21 protein-coding genes are annotated in these 18,120 nt (G+C 60.9%); 13 read left to right on the top strand and 8 right to left on the bottom strand.

The features are described from left to right. Positions 1 to 52 precede the first annotated feature (52 nt). A complete protein-coding gene (locus tag AAZQ98_RS08475; RefSeq protein ID WP_013348478.1) occupies positions 53 to 418 on the bottom strand; it encodes a DUF1844 domain-containing protein in 366 nt (121 codons plus the stop codon). Positions 419 to 748: 330 nt separating this feature from the next. Between AAZQ98_RS08475 and infC the strand changes: the two genes are divergently transcribed. The 9 genes from infC to AAZQ98_RS08430 all read left to right on the top strand — a co-directional run bounded on the left by infC (position 749) and on the right by AAZQ98_RS08430 (position 8,823). Further along, positions 749 to 1,399, top strand: coding sequence for a translation initiation factor IF-3 (infC, locus tag AAZQ98_RS08470; protein WP_388023856.1), 651 nt, complete (start codon positions 749 to 751; stop codon positions 1,397 to 1,399). Between the two features lie 165 nt (positions 1,400 to 1,564). After that, complete coding sequence (gene rpmI / locus AAZQ98_RS08465) at positions 1,565 to 1,759, top strand: 50S ribosomal protein L35 (protein ID WP_013348480.1); 195 nt, start codon at positions 1,565 to 1,567, stop codon at positions 1,757 to 1,759. Between the two features lie 104 nt (positions 1,760 to 1,863). After that, positions 1,864 to 2,514 carry a 50S ribosomal protein L20, sunset domain variant gene (gene rplT, locus AAZQ98_RS08460; protein ID WP_105658148.1) on the top strand — a complete coding sequence of 217 codons (651 nt, stop codon included), beginning with the start codon at positions 1,864 to 1,866 and terminating at the stop codon, positions 2,512 to 2,514. Positions 2,515 to 2,632: 118 nt separating this feature from the next. Further along, on the top strand, positions 2,633 to 3,547 hold the full coding sequence (locus AAZQ98_RS08455) for a TrmH family RNA methyltransferase (RefSeq protein ID WP_434691391.1): 915 nt from the start codon (positions 2,633 to 2,635) through the stop codon (positions 3,545 to 3,547). Then, positions 3,537 to 3,977: a (deoxy)nucleoside triphosphate pyrophosphohydrolase gene (locus AAZQ98_RS08450; protein WP_434691389.1), complete on the top strand. Its 441-nt coding sequence runs from the start codon at positions 3,537 to 3,539 to the stop codon at positions 3,975 to 3,977. The genes AAZQ98_RS08455 and AAZQ98_RS08450 overlap by 11 nt, the downstream gene beginning before the upstream one ends. Positions 3,978 to 4,049: 72 nt before the next feature. Continuing rightward, positions 4,050 to 4,691 (top strand): LppM family (lipo)protein, encoded by a 642-nt coding sequence (locus AAZQ98_RS08445; RefSeq protein WP_400342868.1) that lies wholly within the window; start codon positions 4,050 to 4,052, stop codon positions 4,689 to 4,691. Between the two features lie 142 nt (positions 4,692 to 4,833). Next, the gene (gene pheS, locus AAZQ98_RS08440) at positions 4,834 to 5,913 is read left to right on the top strand and encodes a phenylalanine--tRNA ligase subunit alpha (protein WP_105661889.1); all 1,080 of its coding nucleotides are present in this window, start codon (positions 4,834 to 4,836) and stop codon (positions 5,911 to 5,913) included. Between the two features lie 3 nt (positions 5,914 to 5,916). Next, positions 5,917 to 8,460 (top strand): phenylalanine--tRNA ligase subunit beta, encoded by a 2,544-nt coding sequence (gene pheT / locus AAZQ98_RS08435; protein WP_434691387.1) that lies wholly within the window; start codon positions 5,917 to 5,919, stop codon positions 8,458 to 8,460. 153 nt (positions 8,461 to 8,613) lie between these two features. Next, positions 8,614 to 8,823 (top strand): hypothetical protein, encoded by a 210-nt coding sequence (locus tag AAZQ98_RS08430; RefSeq protein ID WP_434691386.1) that lies wholly within the window; start codon positions 8,614 to 8,616, stop codon positions 8,821 to 8,823. Here AAZQ98_RS08430 and AAZQ98_RS08425 read toward each other — a convergent pair. The 3 genes from AAZQ98_RS08425 to AAZQ98_RS08415 all read right to left on the bottom strand — a co-directional run bounded on the left by AAZQ98_RS08425 (position 8,820) and on the right by AAZQ98_RS08415 (position 10,288). Next, on the bottom strand, positions 8,820 to 9,302 hold the full coding sequence (locus AAZQ98_RS08425; protein ID WP_434691383.1) for a GNAT family N-acetyltransferase: 483 nt from the start codon (positions 9,300 to 9,302) through the stop codon (positions 8,820 to 8,822). The two genes, AAZQ98_RS08430 and AAZQ98_RS08425, sit on opposite strands and share 4 nt — an antisense overlap. A gap of 81 nt (positions 9,303 to 9,383) precedes the next feature. Continuing rightward, positions 9,384 to 9,971 (bottom strand): hypothetical protein, encoded by a 588-nt coding sequence (locus AAZQ98_RS08420; protein ID WP_434691382.1) that lies wholly within the window; start codon positions 9,969 to 9,971, stop codon positions 9,384 to 9,386. 44 nt (positions 9,972 to 10,015) lie between these two features. Next, a complete protein-coding gene (locus AAZQ98_RS08415; protein WP_434691379.1) occupies positions 10,016 to 10,288 on the bottom strand; it encodes a hypothetical protein in 273 nt (90 codons plus the stop codon). Positions 10,289 to 10,422: 134 nt separating this feature from the next. Here AAZQ98_RS08415 and AAZQ98_RS08410 point away from each other — a divergent pair, with 134 nt between their 5' ends. Further along, positions 10,423 to 11,124: a hypothetical protein gene (locus AAZQ98_RS08410; protein ID WP_434691377.1), complete on the top strand. Its 702-nt coding sequence runs from the start codon at positions 10,423 to 10,425 to the stop codon at positions 11,122 to 11,124. On the opposite strand, the gene AAZQ98_RS08405 is transcribed toward AAZQ98_RS08410, so the two are convergent. Beyond that, positions 11,113 to 12,096 (bottom strand): GNAT family N-acetyltransferase, encoded by a 984-nt coding sequence (locus AAZQ98_RS08405; RefSeq protein WP_434691374.1) that lies wholly within the window; start codon positions 12,094 to 12,096, stop codon positions 11,113 to 11,115. The genes AAZQ98_RS08410 and AAZQ98_RS08405 overlap by 12 nt on opposite strands. A gap of 119 nt (positions 12,097 to 12,215) precedes the next feature. Between AAZQ98_RS08405 and AAZQ98_RS08400 the strand changes: the two genes are divergently transcribed. Beyond that, on the top strand, positions 12,216 to 12,689 hold the full coding sequence (locus tag AAZQ98_RS08400; protein WP_434691372.1) for a GNAT family N-acetyltransferase: 474 nt from the start codon (positions 12,216 to 12,218) through the stop codon (positions 12,687 to 12,689). A gap of 60 nt (positions 12,690 to 12,749) precedes the next feature. On the opposite strand, the gene AAZQ98_RS08395 is transcribed toward AAZQ98_RS08400, so the two are convergent. Next, positions 12,750 to 13,271 carry a phosphoribosyltransferase gene (locus tag AAZQ98_RS08395; RefSeq protein WP_105658140.1) on the bottom strand — a complete coding sequence of 174 codons (522 nt, stop codon included), beginning with the start codon at positions 13,269 to 13,271 and terminating at the stop codon, positions 12,750 to 12,752. A 294-nt stretch (positions 13,272 to 13,565) separates the two neighbouring features. On the opposite strand from AAZQ98_RS08395, the gene AAZQ98_RS08390 reads away from it, so the two are divergent. Further along, positions 13,566 to 15,080, top strand: coding sequence for a DUF5129 domain-containing protein (locus AAZQ98_RS08390; RefSeq protein ID WP_434691369.1), 1,515 nt, complete (start codon positions 13,566 to 13,568; stop codon positions 15,078 to 15,080). Next, entirely contained in the window at positions 15,080 to 15,760 is a 681-nt protein-coding gene (locus AAZQ98_RS08385; protein ID WP_434691366.1) for a 4'-phosphopantetheinyl transferase family protein, read from the top strand. Before AAZQ98_RS08390 ends, AAZQ98_RS08385 begins: the two co-directional genes overlap by 1 nt. Positions 15,761 to 15,782: 22 nt before the next feature. Here the strand turns inward: AAZQ98_RS08385 and ppk2 are convergent, their stop codons facing one another. After that, entirely contained in the window at positions 15,783 to 16,679 is an 897-nt protein-coding gene (gene ppk2, locus AAZQ98_RS08380; RefSeq protein ID WP_105658137.1) for a polyphosphate kinase 2, read from the bottom strand. 131 nt (positions 16,680 to 16,810) lie between these two features. After that, a complete protein-coding gene (locus AAZQ98_RS08375; protein WP_434691363.1) occupies positions 16,811 to 18,112 on the bottom strand; it encodes a M1 family metallopeptidase in 1,302 nt (433 codons plus the stop codon). Positions 18,113 to 18,120 lie beyond the last annotated feature (8 nt).

Below are 18,120 nucleotides of genomic sequence, written 5' to 3'. Positions count from 1 at the left end.
CCTGGGGAAACGAGTCCATGATGTTAATCTCTTAAAATTCAGCCAATATTACCTAGTTGACCGGTCCGGTGAACTTCTCGCCCGGGCCCTTGCCTGGTGCATCCGGGATGATTGAAGCTTCGCGGAAGGCCAGCTGCAGGCTGCGCAGGCCGTCACGCAAAGGCGCTGCGTGCTGCGAGCCGATCTCAGGCGCACCGGCGGTGACTAGGCCTGCCAGTGCGGTGATCAGCTTGCGGGCCTCATCGAGATCCTTCAGCTCATTGGCATCTTCGCCCTCTGCAAGTCCGCACTTGACTGCTGCTGCACTCATCAGGTGGACGGCGGCCGTGGTGATGATTTCAACGGCTGCAACTTCTGCGATATCGCGCACCTGCTGGTCGACAGCGTGCTGGTGCGAGTTGGTGTCTTCGTTAGTCATACTGCTAAGCTTGTCACAGACCGACTCGATGCCGGTACTTCTCGCAGTTCTCCAGCTAGCACTGGATGAGGGATTCGTACTAGTATTGAGCCATGCAAGTGGAGGCCAACTCCCACCCGCTGTCGCCGTTTCCAGGCTTCCGGGTATTTCGGCAGGATTGCAGCAATGCATTCCCCAAGCGCTTACGCAGGAGCAATCCCGTGTTCGGCTTTGTCGTTCTTTTTGGCCTTCGCCTGCAATCGCAGACGGGGGCCTTCTTTGTTTGCGGTCATGGATTACGAATTTCAGGAGTGACACATCAGCGATCCACGCATTAATGAGCGCATTCGCGTGCCAGAGGTACGTCTCGTCGGCCCTAATGGCGAGCAGGTAGGCATCGTCCGTATCGAGGACGCGCTTCGTCTTGCTCTCGAGTCCGATCTGGACTTGGTCGAGGTGGCACCCAGCGCCAAGCCTCCAGTGTGCAAATTGATGGATTTCGGCAAGTACAAGTACGAAGCCGCTGTCAAGGCTCGCGAAGCTCGTAAGAACCAGACCAACACGGTCTTGAAGGAAGTCCGCTTCCGCCTGAAGATCGACACCCACGACTACGAGACCAAGGTCGGCCACGCACTGCGCTTCCTGGGCGCCGGCGACAAGGTCAAGGCCATGATCCAGTTCCGTGGTCGTGAGCAGCAGCGTCCAGAGATGGGCATTCGCTTGCTTGAAAAGTTTGCAGCAGACGTCGCCGAAGTTGGAATCATTGAATCCAGCCCGCGCATCGATGGCCGAAACATGGTCATGGTTGTTGGTCCGCTGAAGAACAAGGCAGAGGCTCGCCGCGAACAGCAGCAGAAGTCGGGTGGTCGCAGCGCGGCCAAGCGCAAGATCCGCACCGACGCGCCGGCTGAGACCGAGGGCCAGAATGTCGCAGCTTCCATGGATGATGAAGCCCGCGCCAAGTTGGAGCAGGCACGTCAGGCAGCTGAAGGCGACGCCTAGCCAAGCCTGTTGGGCTTTCGAGCCCGTCACCGTTCACGGTGAAGGATCTTCTTCCGGGAAGGTCCAACTACAAGAGAACAACAGCGGTCACCTTTATCGGGGCCCGCTTCGGATGATCCCCACCCGGTGCTTTACCGGGTGGAGCACGTAAGGAGAACGGCAGCTATGCCGAAGTTCAAGACTCACAGTGGCGCCAAGAAGCGCTTCAAGCTCACCGGTAGCGGTAAGCTCGCTCGCCAGCAGGCCAACCGTCGCCACTACCTGGAGCACAAGTCCTCGCGCGTTACCCGTCGCCTGGCTTCTGACCAGATCGTCGCTAAGGCCGATGTAAAGACCATCAAGCGGATGCTGGGCCTCTAAGCTCTCCCTTTCGCAATACGGGGAAGCAATACCCCACCACCCATAGATTTCACCCATCCCGCAAAATCGCGGGCACTGGGGAACTGACTTGAAGGAGTACACACGTGGCACGTGTGAAGCGGGCAGTAAACGCCCACAAGAAGCGTCGCGTCGTTCTGGAACGCGCAAAGGGTTACCGCGGTCAGCGTTCGCGCCTGTACCGTAAGGCCAAGGAGCAGCTGCTCCACTCGTTCGTTTACAGCTTCAACGACCGCCGTAAGCGCAAGGGCGACTTCCGCCGCCTGTGGATCCAGCGCATCAACGCTGCATCCCGCGCCAACGGCATGACCTACAACCGTCTGATCCAGGGCCTGAAGGCTGCTCAGATCGAGGTTGACCGTCGTATGCTCGCAGAGCTGGCTGTTTCGGACTCGAACGCTTTCGCTACCCTGGTGAAGCTTGCCAAGGATGCCCTTCCAGCTGACGTCAACGCCCCAAAGGCTGCCGCTGCTGAGGTTGCTGCACCTAAGGCTGCCAAGGCTCCAAAGGCTGCTGCCAAGTCCGTCGAGGGCGAAGGCGTAGTCAAGGCCGTTGAAGGCGAAGACGCACCTGAGGGCTTCATCATCAAGGGCAACGCTGGCTCGAACAAGTACCACGTTCCAGGCTCGACCTGGTACGACCAGACCGAAGCCGAGTTCTGGTTCAACTCCATCGAAGCTGCCAAAGCTGCAGGCTTCGAACCAGCTGGCGGCGAATCCCGTCAGCAGATGAAGTAAATCTCTTCTCCCTTTGACCTTTGAGCTGAGGCTCAGGTAGGACAGATCACACCGAAGGGTGGGTCCCGCGCACAGCGCGGACCCGCCCTTTGCGTGTTTCTACCGGTATTCTCGAGACATGAGCAGTTTTCCTCCAGAAGTGATGTCCAATCCACGCGCCGAACGAGTCAAGGCCATCGCGCGTCTGGCCAAGAGCAAGGGACGCGAAGCCACCGGCGAATACCTCGTCGAGGGCCCGCAGGCGGTACGCGAAGCACTCAAGGCCCATCTGGAGGACGATAACCTGGTCCAGGGCGTCTATGTTGTCGGCGGCTTTCTGGAGAGCCACGAAGAATTCGTGCAGCTGCTCGATAGCGCCAAGGTCCCAACCCGCATCGTCACCGGCGAAGTGCTGCACGCCATGGCTGACACCCAGACCCCGCAGGGCATCCTTGCCGTCGTCGCCATGTCCCAGCCGCAGCTGAGCGAAGTGCTGGACAGCAAGCCGAAGCTGATCGCCGTGCTCTGCCGCATCCAGGACCCGGGCAACGCCGGCACCATTCTGCGTGCCGCCGATGCCGCCGGAGCCGATGCGGTGATCCTGACCAAGGGCAGCGTGGATATCTACAACCCGAAGGCCGTGCGCTCCACCGCCGGCTCGCTGTTCCACGTACCGGTGCTGAACAACATCGAATTCGACCACCTGGTCGCCGCCGCGAAGACCACCGGAAGCCAGATCCTGGCCGCCGACGGCTATGCTGCCCACAACCTGGACACCCTGCAGGATGCCGCCGTGCTGCGTGCGAGCCAGCCGGGCACCGAAGCGCCAGAAGGCCAGCCGGTGCTGGAAGCGCCAACCCTGTGGCTGTTCGGCAATGAAGGCCAGGGGCTGGAGGAGCACGAGAAGGACGCCGCCGACTACCGCGTTGCTGTGCCGCTCTACGGTGTTGCCGAATCCCTGAACGTGGGTACCGCATCCACCGTCTGCCTGTACGCTTCGGCCCGCGCCCAGCGCTCAGCGAATCGGAGCGCACTGGACTCCCATGGCAGCTGAACTCAAGCAAATTGTTGCCGTGGCCATCGTCGATGACCTCGCCCGGCCCACCAGGCTCCTGGCCGCGCGCCGCAACCGCCCTCAAGCCCTTGCCGGGCTCTGGGAATTCCCCGGTGGAAAAGTCGAACCCGGCGAGAGCGAAGTCCAGGCCGTGCACCGCGAGCTGCGCGAGGAACTCGGGGTGCAGATGCGTCTTGGCGCGCCCATCCCAGGCCCGCATCCCCAAGGGTGGCAGCTGAACGAGAAGGCTGCCATGCGCATGTGGTTCGCCCAGATCACCGAGGGCGAGCCAGCGACCCTGGACGGGCATGACCAGCTGGCCTGGCTGGAACTCGATGACTCGCTGTCCGCCCTCGTCCCGTGGATTCCGGCCGATGCGCCGATCGTGGCGGCATGCCTGGCCCAGGCACGTGCCGGGGCGCAGCACTAAACACCCGTAAGCTTGTTACCGCGCCAACTTCTGGCACTGTGCCTATAGCCGATATTTTGAGGAGCACTTTTCGTGAAGCGATTTATGAGCGTTATCGCTCTGGCCTTCGCCGCCGTCCTAGCACTTTCTGGTTGCGTCAACATGAACGCAGAAGTCAACGTCTTGGGCAAAGACAAGGTCGCCGGGGCCATGCAGTTGACCCTGCACAAGTCGACGCTCAATGGCGTCAGCTTTGAAGAAGTCCTCGAGAGCCAGATCGACATCGAAATGATGGAACAGCAGCTGGGGGACCAGTGGAGCTACAGCAACATCGATGATGGCGAAAACGTCGGCCTGCGCTTTGAAACCACCAGCCCGATGACCTACGTCCAGCTGGCTGACGCATTCCGCGTCTTCGGCTTCGAGATCAACCTGGGCGATGACGGGAAGGAATACTCCTTCTCGATGCCGGGCGACAAAGCCACCGTGGATTCTTCCTTCACCGAAGCGAACCTGCACGTCACCTTCCCCGGCGCAGTCACCTCGCACACCCCGGGTACCGTCGAGCACCACACCGTCACCTTCGACATGATCAAGGGCGCCGCCGCCTACCAGGCCACCGCCAAGGTTGACCACACCATGTTCTACTCCGCAGTATTCGGCGGGGCACTGCTGGTTTTGACCTTCGTCTTCGTTGCCGCTTTCGCGCCAAAGGGTGCCAAGGAATCGCATTAATGAGCAGCAATCCTGCTTCAAGGTAAGAAGCTTCACGCCAAGGGCCCGTCATCGGTGAAACGATCACGGGCCCTTAGCCATAGAATGGAAGCAAAGTGTTCTACGCGTAAGTACAAGATAAGAGTAAGGATCGATCGATCCCATGTCTGATCAGACAACTGAACAAGCTCCTGTCGGGGAGTCCAATGTTCCGCACCCAACCGATGAAGCCGGCATCCAGGGCGCGGTCGACGCCGCCCTGGCAGCCATCCAGGCCGCTGGCGACCTGAACGAGCTGAAGGAAGCGCGCCTGGCCCACACCGGCGAGAAGTCCGCGCTGTCCCTGGCCAACCGCCAGATCGGCAAGCTGGACAAGACCCAGAAGGCTGTTGCCGGCAAGCTCGTCGGCGGTGCCCGCGGACGGGTCAACAAGGCCCTGGCTGCCCGCACCACCGTGCTCGAAGAAGCCGAAGCCGCCCGCATCCTGGTCGAAGAAACCGTGGATGTCACCGCCGCCGCCCGCCGCCGCAGCGTTGGCGCCCGCCACCCGCTTTCGGTCCTGCAGGACCGTGTATCCGACATCTTCGTCGGCATGGGCTGGGAAATCGCCGAGGGCCCGGAAGTCGAATCCGAATGGTTCAACTTCGACGCGCTGAACTTCAAGCCGGACCATCCTGCCCGCGAAATGCAGGACACCTTCTTCGTGGAGCCTGCCGACGCGCACCTGGTGCTGCGTACCCACACCTCCCCGGTGCAGGTCCGCTCGATGCTCGAGCGCGATGTGCCGGTCTACGTGCTGTGCCCTGGGCGCACCTTCCGCACCGATGAGCTCGATGCCACCCACACTCCGGTTTTCCACCAGTTCGAAGGCCTGGCCGTGGACAAGGGCCTGACCATGGCCGACCTGCGCGGTACCCTGGAGCACTTCGCCCGGCAGATGTTCGGCGCCGAAGCGCAGATCCGCCTGCGCCCTGCCTACTTCCCGTTCACCGAACCATCGGCAGAGCTGGACATCTGGCACCCAGGTGCCAAGGGCGGACCGCGCTGGATCGAGTGGGGCGGCTGCGGCATGATCAACCCGAACGTGCTGCGCGCAGCTGGTATTGATCCCGAAGAGTACTCCGGCTTCGCCTTCGGCATGGGCATCGAGCGCACGCTCATGTTCCGCAACGATGTCCCAGACATGCACGACATGATCGAGGGCGACATCCGTTTCAGCCAGCACTTCGGGATGGAGATCTAAGCAATGCGTATTCCACTATCTTGGCTGCGCGAGTACGCGCAGGTACCAGCCGACGCATCGGCTGAAGACGTCATGGCAGACCTGGTCAAGGTCGGCCTCGAAGAAGAAGATGTCCACCGCCCAAGCGATGAGCTCTCGGGCCCGATCGTGGTCGGCCAGGTGATTTCCCTGGAAAAGGAAGTTGCCTCCAATGGCAAGACCATCAACTGGTGCCAGGTTCGCGTGGTTCCAGAAGGTACCGAGCAGACCCTGACCGGCAAGGGCATCGACCCCTCGGGCGTGCAGGGCATCGTGTGCGGTGCGCACAACTTCGTGGAAGGCGACAAGGTCGTTGTCACCCTGCCCGGCGCCGTGCTGCCAGGGGACTTCAAGATCTCCCCGCGCAAGACCTATGGCCACACCTCGGCGGGCATGATCGCTTCCTCCCGCGAGCTGGGCATCGGCGAAGACCACGACGGCATCATGGTCCTGTCCAAGCTGGGCCTGGACCCGGAACTGGGCACCGACGTCTTCGAGCTCTTCGGCCTGGATGACCAGGCGGCGGAGATCAACGTGACCCCGGACCGCGGCTACTGCTTCTCGATCCGCGGCGTAGCGCGCGAATACGCGCTGGCCACCGGCACCTCCTTCACCGATCCCGCATCGATCGTGACCGTTTCGGAAGCCACCGAAGCCGGCCATGAGGTAGTGCTTCGCGACGAAGCGCCGATCTACGGCGTACCGGGCTGCACCCGCTTCGTGACCCGCGAGGTCACCGGCATCAACCCGAGCCTCCCGACCCCGCGCTGGATGGCTTCGCGCCTGCAGCTGGCCGGCATGCGCTCGATCTCGCTGGTAGTCGATATCTCCAACTACGTCATGCTGGAACTCGGCGCGCCACTGCACTTCTACGATGCTGACAAGCTGGCCGGTGCGATTACCGTGCGCCGCGCCAACGCCGGCGAAAAGCTGGTGACCTTGGATGCCAAGGAACGCGAGCTGTCGGTCGAGGACCTGCTGATCACCGATGATTCCGGCGCCATTGGCATTGCCGGCGTCATGGGCGGCGCGGCCACCGAGGTCTCGGATTCGACCAGCCGCGTGCTGATCGAAGCTGCGCACTTCGACACCGTGTCCATCGGCCGTTCGCGCCGTCGCCACAAGCTGCCTTCTGAAGCCTCCAAGCGCTTCGAACGCGGCGTGGACCCACGCATCATGCAGATCGCGGCCCAGCGTGCCGTGGACCTGCTGGTGCAGCTGGCCGGCGGCACCGAAACCGCCAAGGCCACCGACGCGGGCCAGATTCCTGCCGACACCCAGATCCAGCTGCCGGCAGGTTTCGCTGGAGCCTTGATCGGCGTGGACTACACCGATGAGCAGACCATCACCGCGCTGGAAGGCATCGGCGCGAGCGTTGAGCAGAACGCCGAGGGCTTCCTGGTCACTGCACCAAGCTGGCGCCCGGATTTGGACATCAAGGAAGACCTGGTCGAGGAAGTAGCCCGTGTTGTCGGCTATGACAAGATCCCGGCGACCTTGCCTGTGGCCCCTCCGGGCCGTGGCCTGACCCGCGCCCAGTCCCAGCGCCGCCGCCTGCTGCAGGGCTTGGCAGATGCAGGGCTGACCGAGGTCTTGAACTACCCATTCGTTTCCGAAGCGCAGAACAGCACCTTTGGCGCTGCGCAAGCCGGTACCGAGGTCAAGGCCATTTCGCTGGCCAACCCGATTTCCAAGGAATTCCGCTTCCTGCGCACCTCGCTGCTGCCGGGCCTGCTGGACACCGCTCGCCGCAACATCGGCCGTGGCTTCCGCGACCTGGCGCTGTATGAAGGCGGCCTCGTCTTCCTGCCAGGTACGCAGCTGGGCTCCTCGGTTCTGCCTCCGCTAGGTGAAAAGCCAAGCGATGAGGTCCTGGCCGAACTGTTCAACGGCGTCCCTGACCAGCCATGGCACCTGGCCGCGGTTCTCACCGGCCGCGAAGCATCGGCTGCGGCTGGCTTCGCACCGCGTGCCTGGGACTGGGCCGACGCGCTGGATGCGGCGCACTGCGCGGCAGATGTCCTCGGCGTTGAGCTTGAGGTTGCCCAGGGCAGCCACCAGGCCTTCCACCCGGGCCGTGTTGCAGTACTGAAGGTTTCCGGGCAGGTCGTTGGCTACGCCGGTGAACTGCACCCGCAGCTGCTCAAGGACCAGGACCTGCCAGCACGTACCGTGGCCATGGAACTGAATGCTGCCGCACTGATGGCTGCTGCACCTGCAGTGGTTGTTGCCCAGCAGCACCTGTCCGCCCAGCCGCTGGCTACCCAGGACGTGGCCTTGGTTGTCGACCAGGACGTCGTGGCTGGCGATGTGCTTGCCGCCCTTCGCGAAGGCGCCGGTGAACTGCTCGAAGACATCGCGCTGTTCGACGTGTACCAGGGCCAGGGCATCGAAGACGGCAAGAAGTCGTTGGCCTTCGGCCTGAGGTTCCGTGCCGCCGACCGCACCCTGACCGCCGACGAGGCGTCCGAGGCTCGTGCCGCGGCGGTGGCTGCGGCTACCGAGAAGTTCGGCGCTTCCCAGCGCTAGGCTTTTGGCCTGCCAGATGCCCTGCTGCTCTCCTGATGCTCGGGAAGCGGCAGGGCATTTTGCCTTGTCGCCATGCCCGGGTTGGCCAGGTTGAGGACTACACTTGATCTGGGATATCCCGACAATGCGACTAGATGAGGGAAGAGGCTTGAAGTGAAGGGAATGCGTTCATGCGGTGCCGTGCTGCTGGTGTTCTTCCTCGGGATCCTGGCCGTTGCCGTCCTCATCGCGGCAGGCTGGGCAGCGGTGCTGTTTATCCAGCGTGGCGCCGGGACCCACCTCGAAGAACCTGCGACCCCGAGCGCTACGGTCGAGGAAGAAGCACCCGATAGGCTCCGCCCATCGGAAACCTACACGCCCTAGCTGGCTGGCGGCACCGGCACAGTGGGAAGAACCCGTGTCAGGGTTATGAGCCCAGGGCCTTCCTTCGCCTGCGCGATGAACCCGTAACGGGCAAGCACTTTCAGCGAGGCGATATTCGAGGCCTCGGCACGAGCGATAAATGCGCTTCGACCGGTTTCCTGCAATTGCGCGAGCCCCTCGCTGACTATTGCCTTCGCCAAGCCTTGGCCCCAGCATTCCGGGGCGATCCAATAGCCGATTTCGGTGGCATGCCTGCGTTCGGTAGCAGTGAAAAGTCCAACCGGAGAATTCTGGCGGCGCGCGATAAACCAGGAGATCTCCGGACTGCTCAGGGCATGTTCCACGCGTTGCGCGGTGTGCTCCGGGCTCCAGGTGCTTCCGTCGCCGATATGGGCCATGACGCGTTCGTCTGCAGCCAGGCGCGCAACGAAATCTGCATCCGCCTCGGTCATTGGCGTTAGCAGCAGTGAAGGACCCATGGGTTCAGCCTATGCGGGAACGAAGCGCGCGCAAACTTGTTTCATTGGCGGTAGCTTTCCCGAAAAGGCACAAGGCCAGCCCTAGATGCGGGATTCCGCTGCTGCTATCGCCAGACGCGAAGATGCGAGTTGATCTTCAGGGGCGTTCAGCGTCTGCCTTAGGGATAGGGAACTGCGGAAACAGTCCAGGGCTTGGCCGATCAGGCCCCGGTCGAAATAGAGCTTGCCATGGTGTTGCAGGGCAAAAGCTTCAAGGGTGGCGGCGACGTGTTTCTCTGCAGTGCAGGAGCAGTCCCTATTCTGAATAGACGCTCGCGCTGACTCAAAGATTGCCTGGGCGAGTTCGAAACGACCCTGCCAATGCAGAACATGGGCTAAGCGAAGCGCTGCAGCAACGCCAGAATAGGGCAGTGCATTGCTGCTCGCGAAATCCTGGCTGGCAAAGCCGCTTCGACGCAGGCAGCTCCATGCCAGCTCTTCGGCTTCTTCCAGTCGCCCGGTCATTCTCAGCCACGCGATGCGTTCTGCTTCGCCTGGTGTCCCGAGTTCTTCAAGCTGGAGGATTCTTGCCTCCACAGCTGAAACGTCGGTAACAATTTCACGCAGCGTCTGTGGATCAATCGAGTATTCCGCTGCAACGGGTTCTTGGCTTGTCGAGTTGGCAGTCATGTCCGAATCCACGTTTGCGCTCCAATCCTTTCAAACTCTTCCAATTACTGGGCCGATCCCTGTATGCGCGTAGCCATATGTTTTTCCAGTTCTTCATCGACGCGAGCACGCCATGAAGGCAACCAGTTTCTGATCTGCAAATTCATCACTGATGCACAGAGGAATTGATCAACGCCGAAAAGATTAGCCAGATCAGCTATTGCAGTGTCCCAGTCTGTAGCCTGATCCACTATGGCAAAAACTTCATCACGGCGTTCTAATGCCATTTTCATTACTTCAAGGGTTTCTTCGGTGGGAGATTTCGCTGGATTGGCCATGAGCCTATCCTGCCAGACCTTTGGAAACTGACGTGAATGGAAATTTCGGGTGATTTAAGCCTGCACCTAACGCTTATCTGGAGGTCCCATTCATGGACAAGAACTAGATATCGGAGCATGCTGAAGGCATGAGAATGGATGGACGTGTTGACGCGGCCACGCCGGATCCACGCATAGCACAAGCAGAACAACTCAAGCTCATGCCTGTTGCGATAATGGGACTGCGCGCACAGCCTCTGGTGGACGATGCGGGATACCTGAGTATTCAAGACAGCTATGATGACCATGGTCTGTGCGATATGAGTGTGTCTGTCAGCTACACCCTTTGGGACGCTGCGGATGATCGATCGAAATTCCTGGGTGGCTTGGAGCAAGGTGCAGTCGAAGGGGTGGTGCCTGGCTCCGTTCACCAGTACAAGCGGCCGCGGTGGCTGGAAGAATACGTCCGTCGCATGAACTATCCGCAATTATTCGAAGCTGTGAGAACTACCTGGACTCGCGATTCGGAAGCAGGTCAGACTTTGGCCGCAGCGTTAACTGATCACGCTAACTACGTACTTATCAACCAATTTCGGCAGGAGCTCGGATTGCTTCAGGAATCGTCGGCGATACCGCCGATGATGTTGACCGAGAAGACGGTCAACGGCCACGCAGAGGTCCAGATTGAGGATAGTAAAACCGCAGGTGCTGAGATCGACACCGACCCGTACGTCTACGCGGCCGGGGTGGAATTTCCTAGCGGCGCACTCATGACCGCGGTCCTGCCGCGCAAGTACTTGCATCAGCTGGAGCTGCGATTTGCGGCTCGCCCGCAAGGAAGGGGATCAGCCGCCTAGAGGCGAGCATTTCTTTTGATAGACCGCTTCATGCTCGACCGGCACAAAGCCGAGTTTCTCATTGATCGCATGCATCCATGTATTCTGGTCGTCGCTGCTTGTTCTTACCCGGTGAATCGTCCCCAGGCGTTTGGCAACGTCCAGGCTAGCTGCCTTCACCGCTGTCCCGAGCTGATGTCCTCGATGCTGGCGAAGAACGAGCGTCCCCTCGATATTCGAAGGGCTCTCCGGTGCCGGCGCAACAACAAGGCAGGTCCACGCAGCCACGTCACCGTGCTTGTCCAGCGCAATGGATTCAATGGCCGTGGAACCTTGGGCGATCCATTGCGTGATTTCCTGAGCGTATTCTTCCGCGGAAACCGCTGACTCGCTCCAGCCTAATTCGCCATTTGGAGCCTGCGCATCTACGAGCCCCTTGATTTGTCCAACTTGTTTTCGCAGGTGCTCCGGAACGCCGTTGACGTGGGTCGAAACTTCGTAGCCACGAGTGGCTCCTTGGCGCCAAAGAGTCCAGGAATCAAGGTCCAGCTCCAGCACGGTTTCAGTAGTAGCTACGTGGTAGCCAAGCGGGGCAACGAATTCCTGTTCCAGGGCACCAAGTTCAGCGGAAGTGCGGCGGTAGGCGCTGGAGACGAATCGTTTCACCGACGAAGGGCTAATCTCTTCAGCAGCGGAAACTAGCGCGCTTCCGATGGAACGCGACTGGTGGATGGGATCGACCCAAACATAGATCCACGACGTGTCGGGAGCGGAGTGGTGGGTCATCGATGCCGAGAAGCCGAGTAAGGAAGAACCTTCCCAAGCGCCGCGGAGGTTCTTGCTCCATCCGTCAGCGGCACGCCACTGGAGCATTCGAGCCTCGACACCGATTCCTTGCCAACCAGGACGTGCCTTCTCGTTCGCGGCAGCCTCGATTCGGCTGGCAGCGCGAAGCGCGTCGTCGTCGAAAACGCTGAGGCTGCCAATTCGCATGCCAACATCTTATGGCCTCGCTTCGCTGAATTCCGCCAGGCGCTGCCGGAAGATGATAATGAACGGGAAAAATTCATGGGGCGCACGCGGCGCACCGAAAACCCTTCTAGGATCGATGCATGAGTACTACTTCGAATAGCATTCGTCGCGCCAGATCAGGCGATACCGCGGAGATCTACCGTCTGGCGCGTCTGTTTACGCCGAGTTTAGGGCTGGACGCAGAAGACTTTGAAAAGAATTTCCAGTCGCTGGTACATGATTCCAGCTGGTTCATCTGCGTTGCCGAATCCGTCCAGGGGCTATCGGGCTATGCGGCGGCCCAGGACTACGGACGGGGGCTGCGCGCCCCGTTCACCGTTGGCCGATTGCATGACCTATTTGTGGCACCTGCCGCCAGGCGCACGGGTACCGGAAAGAAGCTGGTTGAAGAAGTTTTCCACTGGGCTAGGCAACGCACGGTTCCGATGATATTGGACTGGCAAGCCACCCCCGAATCAATTGCCTTCTACGAGTCCTTCGGGATGGAATCCGACTTCACCGGGGACTTTCCGCAATGCCCCGGATTCAGCCTGGACTTGCGCCCGCGGCAGTAGCTTCAAAACAAAAGCAGGGAACGGCGAAAGCTCGCCGTTCCCTGCTGAAATTCAAATACTTTACTTGGCTGCGCCAGCGGTAACTGGTGGCAGATCCGACCATGGGAAGGTAATCCACTTGTCGGTGCGGCGCCATTCGTAATCCGGGACCATGATGGTGCGCGGCTTGGTGTACAGGCAGACGGTCTTGACCTCGGCGCCCCAAGCGGACACCAGATCGACAACCTTTTCAAGGGTGCGGCCGGAGTCGGAGACATCGTCAACGATCAGGATCTTCTTGTCGCGCAGGTGGCCATCGTCCAGCATTGGAGGAAGAACCACTGGCTCCGGCAGGACGGTGCCGATGCCGGTGTAGAACTCCACGTTCAGCGCACCGCAGGCCTTGACGCCCAGAGCGTAGGAAATCGAGCCGGCCAGCAGCAGGCCGCCTCGTGCTACTGCCAGAACGATGTCCGGCTCGAAGCCGTCGTCGACAATGGTCTGTGCCAGTTCGCGGGAAGCTTCACCGAAGGTGTCCCAAGTGAGGATCTCGCGCTCTGGTTCTGAAAGGACGGATGCCCCGGAATCGTCAATGCTAGTCATTCTGCAATTTTAGCCCCGAATTTGGTGCGGTGCTGTCCAGTTCAAACCAATCGATCATTTTTTCCTCCCATGCCCGGAGGATTCCCATCCGTTGATTAGGCATGAATAGGCATGCAACGCACCTGCTTGAGGAATCCATCACTTTTCGGCGAATCCCGGTTGGAACAAGCGCGTTGCGGCCCCAATGCGCCGAAAGCCGCCTTAAGGATGATCGATGCCACACCCCGGCTCGCTAGGATAGGAGAAAGGCCATCAGCCGGAGATAACCCGGAACTCGAAAGAAGGAGACGCATCGTGGGCCCACGAACCCGGAGCATTCGAATAGCCGGTACCGCAGCGGCACTTTCCCTGGGGCTGGCTGGCGCCCTGCCTGCCGCGCAAGCTGCCACCGGTGTGCAGGTCGTGGCCGGGCAGAACCTGGAATCGGTCACCATCGAGGATTCCACCGGCAAGCTCAATGAGCAGCGGCTGCGTGATGCACTGGACGAGCTCGATTTCAACGAGCCCACGGATGTGGCAATCTACGCCCGCAACGGAGAATACTCCGATGACATCAACACCAAGACGCTGGAATACGCCAAGTCATCCCATCCGGAATGGATATCCGGGAAGCCCGAAGACTACGGCGACTACTGGGCCGACGGCCTGTTCATCATCACCTTGTCCATCGAAGGAGAAGGAGATGGACAGATCGGCACGTACTTCGGCGAAGACCGCAAGGTCTCAGAGAGCTCCATGGAGAGCATCCACGAAGCCGGCTACGACGACTTCAACCTATCCCGGTGGACCGACGGCGTCATTGCGGTAGCCGATCAGGCGGCCGTGATCATGAATCGGCCCTGGTACCAGCACCCGGCCTTGTGGATATCCACGGGCGTCGGAGGCCTCGTGGCTGCCATTATCGGCGGCGTCGCACTGCACACTCGGTCAACGCGGCGGAAAACCTTCGCGGAAGAACTGCATCAAGGGACCTTGCACCTGACCAACGTCACGATGGATCTGGAAGAAACCGAATTGGCGGCTCGTACGCTGCCGTCGGCTTCAGAGCATGCAGCCGAGCTGGAGCAGCGCTTCACCAAGTTCATGGCCAAATACCGTGCTTGTTTTGAAGCGCAGCAGGCACTGGAAGACTCGGGCAAGAAGGAACGGTCCGGCTCCGAAGGCGTTCGCTTCGCCAAGGAGTTCCGCGAAACAGCGCAGTCCCTGGACCTGACCGATGACGCCATCATTGCCGCGGCGGCGCTTTATACCCGTTCAGCATCCTGGGAAGAGGCGTGGCATGCACAGACCGAGCCGCTAGAAGAGGACCTGGACGAGATCAGGGAGTTGCTCAACGACGTAGAGCCGGAACTGATGGGCAGCGCGGCCGCCTTGGCTTCCTACCGGGAAATGGCAACCACGCAGCTCGGCGAACTGTCAGTGCAGCTGAAGGAAGAATCGATCACGGTGGATCAAGCGCTCGATGGATTATCGGCGTTGCGTGCCGAATTGACCGAGAAGCTGGATATCTTCGCCCAAGCTCAAATCGAAGTGTATGCGGAAAGTGCCGAAGAGAAGGCCGACATGCAATCGGCATTGAAGAAATCCCGCTACGAATCCGGGGCATATGACGGCCGTTCCGGCACCATCCTGGACGTTTTGAATCCCGCATCGATGTATTGGCGCGTGGGTGGCTACCACCACGGATATTCCGCGGGCGTCAGCGCAGTGGCCGAGTCGCGTGAAGCAGCCAGCTCGTCGGGCGGAGTCTCCGGCGGATACTCTGGTGGCGGAAGCTTCTCCGGCGCTGGCGGATCTTCGCGCTTCTGATGGAAGGCAACGATATCTTCGCAGAGCTGCTGCCGTCTTCGGTGCATGTGGTCCAGTCGCGCTCCGAGCTGGAAGACGGCCGATCCTATAGGGAAGAAGAACGGTACATCGCCGAGGCGGTGCCTGCGCGGCAGCAGGAATTCCGTACCGTCCGTGTCTGCGCTCGCCGAGCGCTGGCACAGCTGGGCCATGCGGGCGTTGCCTTGGTTCCAGATCAAAAACGGGCACCGATCTGGCCAGCTGGAGTGGTGGGGAGCATGACCCATTGCGCTGGCTTCCGTGCAGCGGCAGTAGCCTCCACCAGCGATATTCGCGGCCTTGGCATCGACGCCGAACTGCATGCTCCGCTGCCGGCAGAAATCCTCGACATCATCTTGCTTCCCGAAGAGCAGGCGATGGCCGCCGAGCTATCGGCGCACCATCCGCACATCGCCTGGGATCGGCTGATTTTCAGCGCCAAGGAAAGCGTCTTCAAGGCGTGGTTCCCGCTGACCAGGCAGTGGCTGGATTTCCTGGAATGCGAGATTCGCGTCGATGCGCAGTCCCGCCGTTTCCACGCCGGAATCCGGGCTACGGGACCGGTTGCCGCGCAGCATGCTCTCGCATCGATGAGCGGACGCTGGATCGCCGAAGGGCCGCGCGGCCAAGGGCTGCTGGGGACCTGCGTTATCGTTCCCTAGCAGCGGTGCACCGGGAACGGATCTAGAATTCTTCGCCGTGGGTAATCACCTTGGCCGCGCGGCCCACGATTTTCGGATCGGGGGAGCCCACCAGGTGGTGGTCCTTGCCCTTGTACTCGAAAAGGTTCAGCACGTGGCGCATCGCCTGCAACCGGGCGCGCTTCTTGTCGTTGGACTTCACCACGGTCCACGGGGCATGCTCCGTATCGGTCTTGAGGAACATTTCCTTTTTGGCTTGGGTGTACTTTTCCCACTTATCCAGGGACTCGAGATCCATGGGCGAGAGCTTCCACTGGCGCACCGGATCGATGCGGCGGATGGTGAATCGCGTCAGCTGCTCGCTGGCGGACACCGAGAACCAGAACTTCACCAGGTCGATGCCCTCGTCGACGACCATCTTCTCGAAGGCGGGAGTCTGCTCCAGGAAGTGGTCCACCTGGGTTTCGGTGCAAAATCCCATCACGCGTTCGACGCCGGCACGGTTGTACCAGGAGCGGTCGAAGAGCACGATCTCGCCAGCCGAAGGGAAGTGCTGCACATAGCGCTGGTAGTACCACTGGGTGGACTCGCGCTCGCTCGGCTTTTCCAAAGCCACCACGCGGGCGCCACGCGGGTTCAGGTGTTCGGTGAAACGCTTGATCGTGCCGCCCTTGCCGGCCGCATCACGGCCTTCGAAAACGATCATGATCCGGCGGCCATGGGCTTTCGCCCATTTCTGCAGTTTCAGCAGCTCGATCTGCAGTGCCCGCTTTTCAGCCTCGTAGGTGGCGCGATCCAGTTTCTGGAAATACGGGTAGTTCTCCCGCCAGGTATCGACGATGCTTCCATCGGCGCGGACCAGCACCGGATCGTCATCGTCGTTATCGAGGACGGAATAGCCCTGGAAGGCTTCATCGAGCAGGGGGATCTCTACAGTCATGCAATGACCGTAGAGCCATCCGGTGAACAGCTTGTGAATAAATGCTGAACAAGACCAAGCCAGAGGGTTGTTTGTGATGAAGGACAACAGCCCTGCGGTCCTGGCCGGAACATCATGGCGCCGTGCGCCGATCAGGCAGGGAAGGGCGGAAGCGCCTCGGAAAACAGCCATGCGTCCAGGATGTCCTGGATCTCTTCCGCCGGTGCGTAGTGGCCCAATAGGTCAGCGAACTTCTGCGTGCTCACCGTCGAATGCTGATGCGTGGCGGTCCATTGGCGAAGCATCGTGTAGAAGTCCGTTTCGCCCAGCCGCCTCATCAGCGCATACAGGGCCAGCGCTCCGCGCTTGTACACCCGGTCATCGAACATGTCCTGGGGCCCGGGGTCCCCGACCATGATGTCCTGCGGCAAGCCTTCGAGCATGGCCCACGCGTGGCGGGCACGCTCGTCCAACGCCATCACCTGGGCTTCTTCGGAGTACACCCATTCGCTGAAGCAAGCGAAACCCTCGTTGAGCCAGATATCCTTCCAGCGCCCCGGAGTCAGGGAGTTGCCGAACCACTGGTGCGCGAACTCGTGGGCGATCAGGCGCTGGGCTTCCCACTGCAGCGACAAGTGGTTCTTGCCGAAGATGCTCAGGCCCTGGGCTTCGAGCGGGATCTCCAGCTCGTCATCGACCACGACGATCTTGTAGCTCTCGAACGGGTACGGGCCGAATTTCCGCTCGAACAGCTCGGCCATCGCCGTCTGCTTCGCGAACGCGCCGCGCACCGGCACCTCGGTTCCCGGAACCGAGTAGGCCACCAGGTGGCCGCCTTCATCGAAAGGAATCTGGCTATAACGGCCGATCTGCACGGTGGCGAGGTAGCTGGCCATCGGCTCACGCTGCTCGTAGACCCACGTCTCGCGGCTGGCCGACCGACGATGGTCCACCAGCTGGCCATTGGCCACGACGCGGTATCCGGCATCCGCCGAGATCTCGAAGCGGTAGCTGGACTTGTGGCTGGGGTGGTCGTTGCACGGGTACCAGGTCGAGGCGCCTACTGGCTGGCCGGAGACCAGGATGCCATCGGTGAGCTCTTCCCAGCCAAGCTCGCCCCACAGCCCGTCTTCTGCCTGCGGGCTGCCGGCATAGCGCAGGTTCAGCTCCACGCGCTCGCCGGCTTTCACCACTTCTGGCAGGGAAACGACCATCCGGTGGTGCTTCTTGGCCACCGGCACCTTGCGCCCCTGGCAGGTGGCCTTGATGATCTTCAATCCGCTGAGGTTCAACGCGACCTCATTGATATCCTCCACGGCGCGGATGCGCAGCATGGCCCGGCCATCAAGCAGGTTGCTGGCGAGCTTGATGGCCAACGACAGGTCATAGTGCTCCACCGTGTACGTCGGGGACCCATGGTGCTTGGTGTACTCATCGAGTATGCGGTGGGGCATCGGCGGGG

Source organism: Glutamicibacter sp. Je.9.36 (genome assembly GCF_051129975.1).
Lineage (GTDB): Bacteria > Actinomycetota > Actinomycetes > Actinomycetales > Micrococcaceae > Glutamicibacter.
This window is presented reverse-complemented; position numbering and strand designations above follow the sequence as displayed.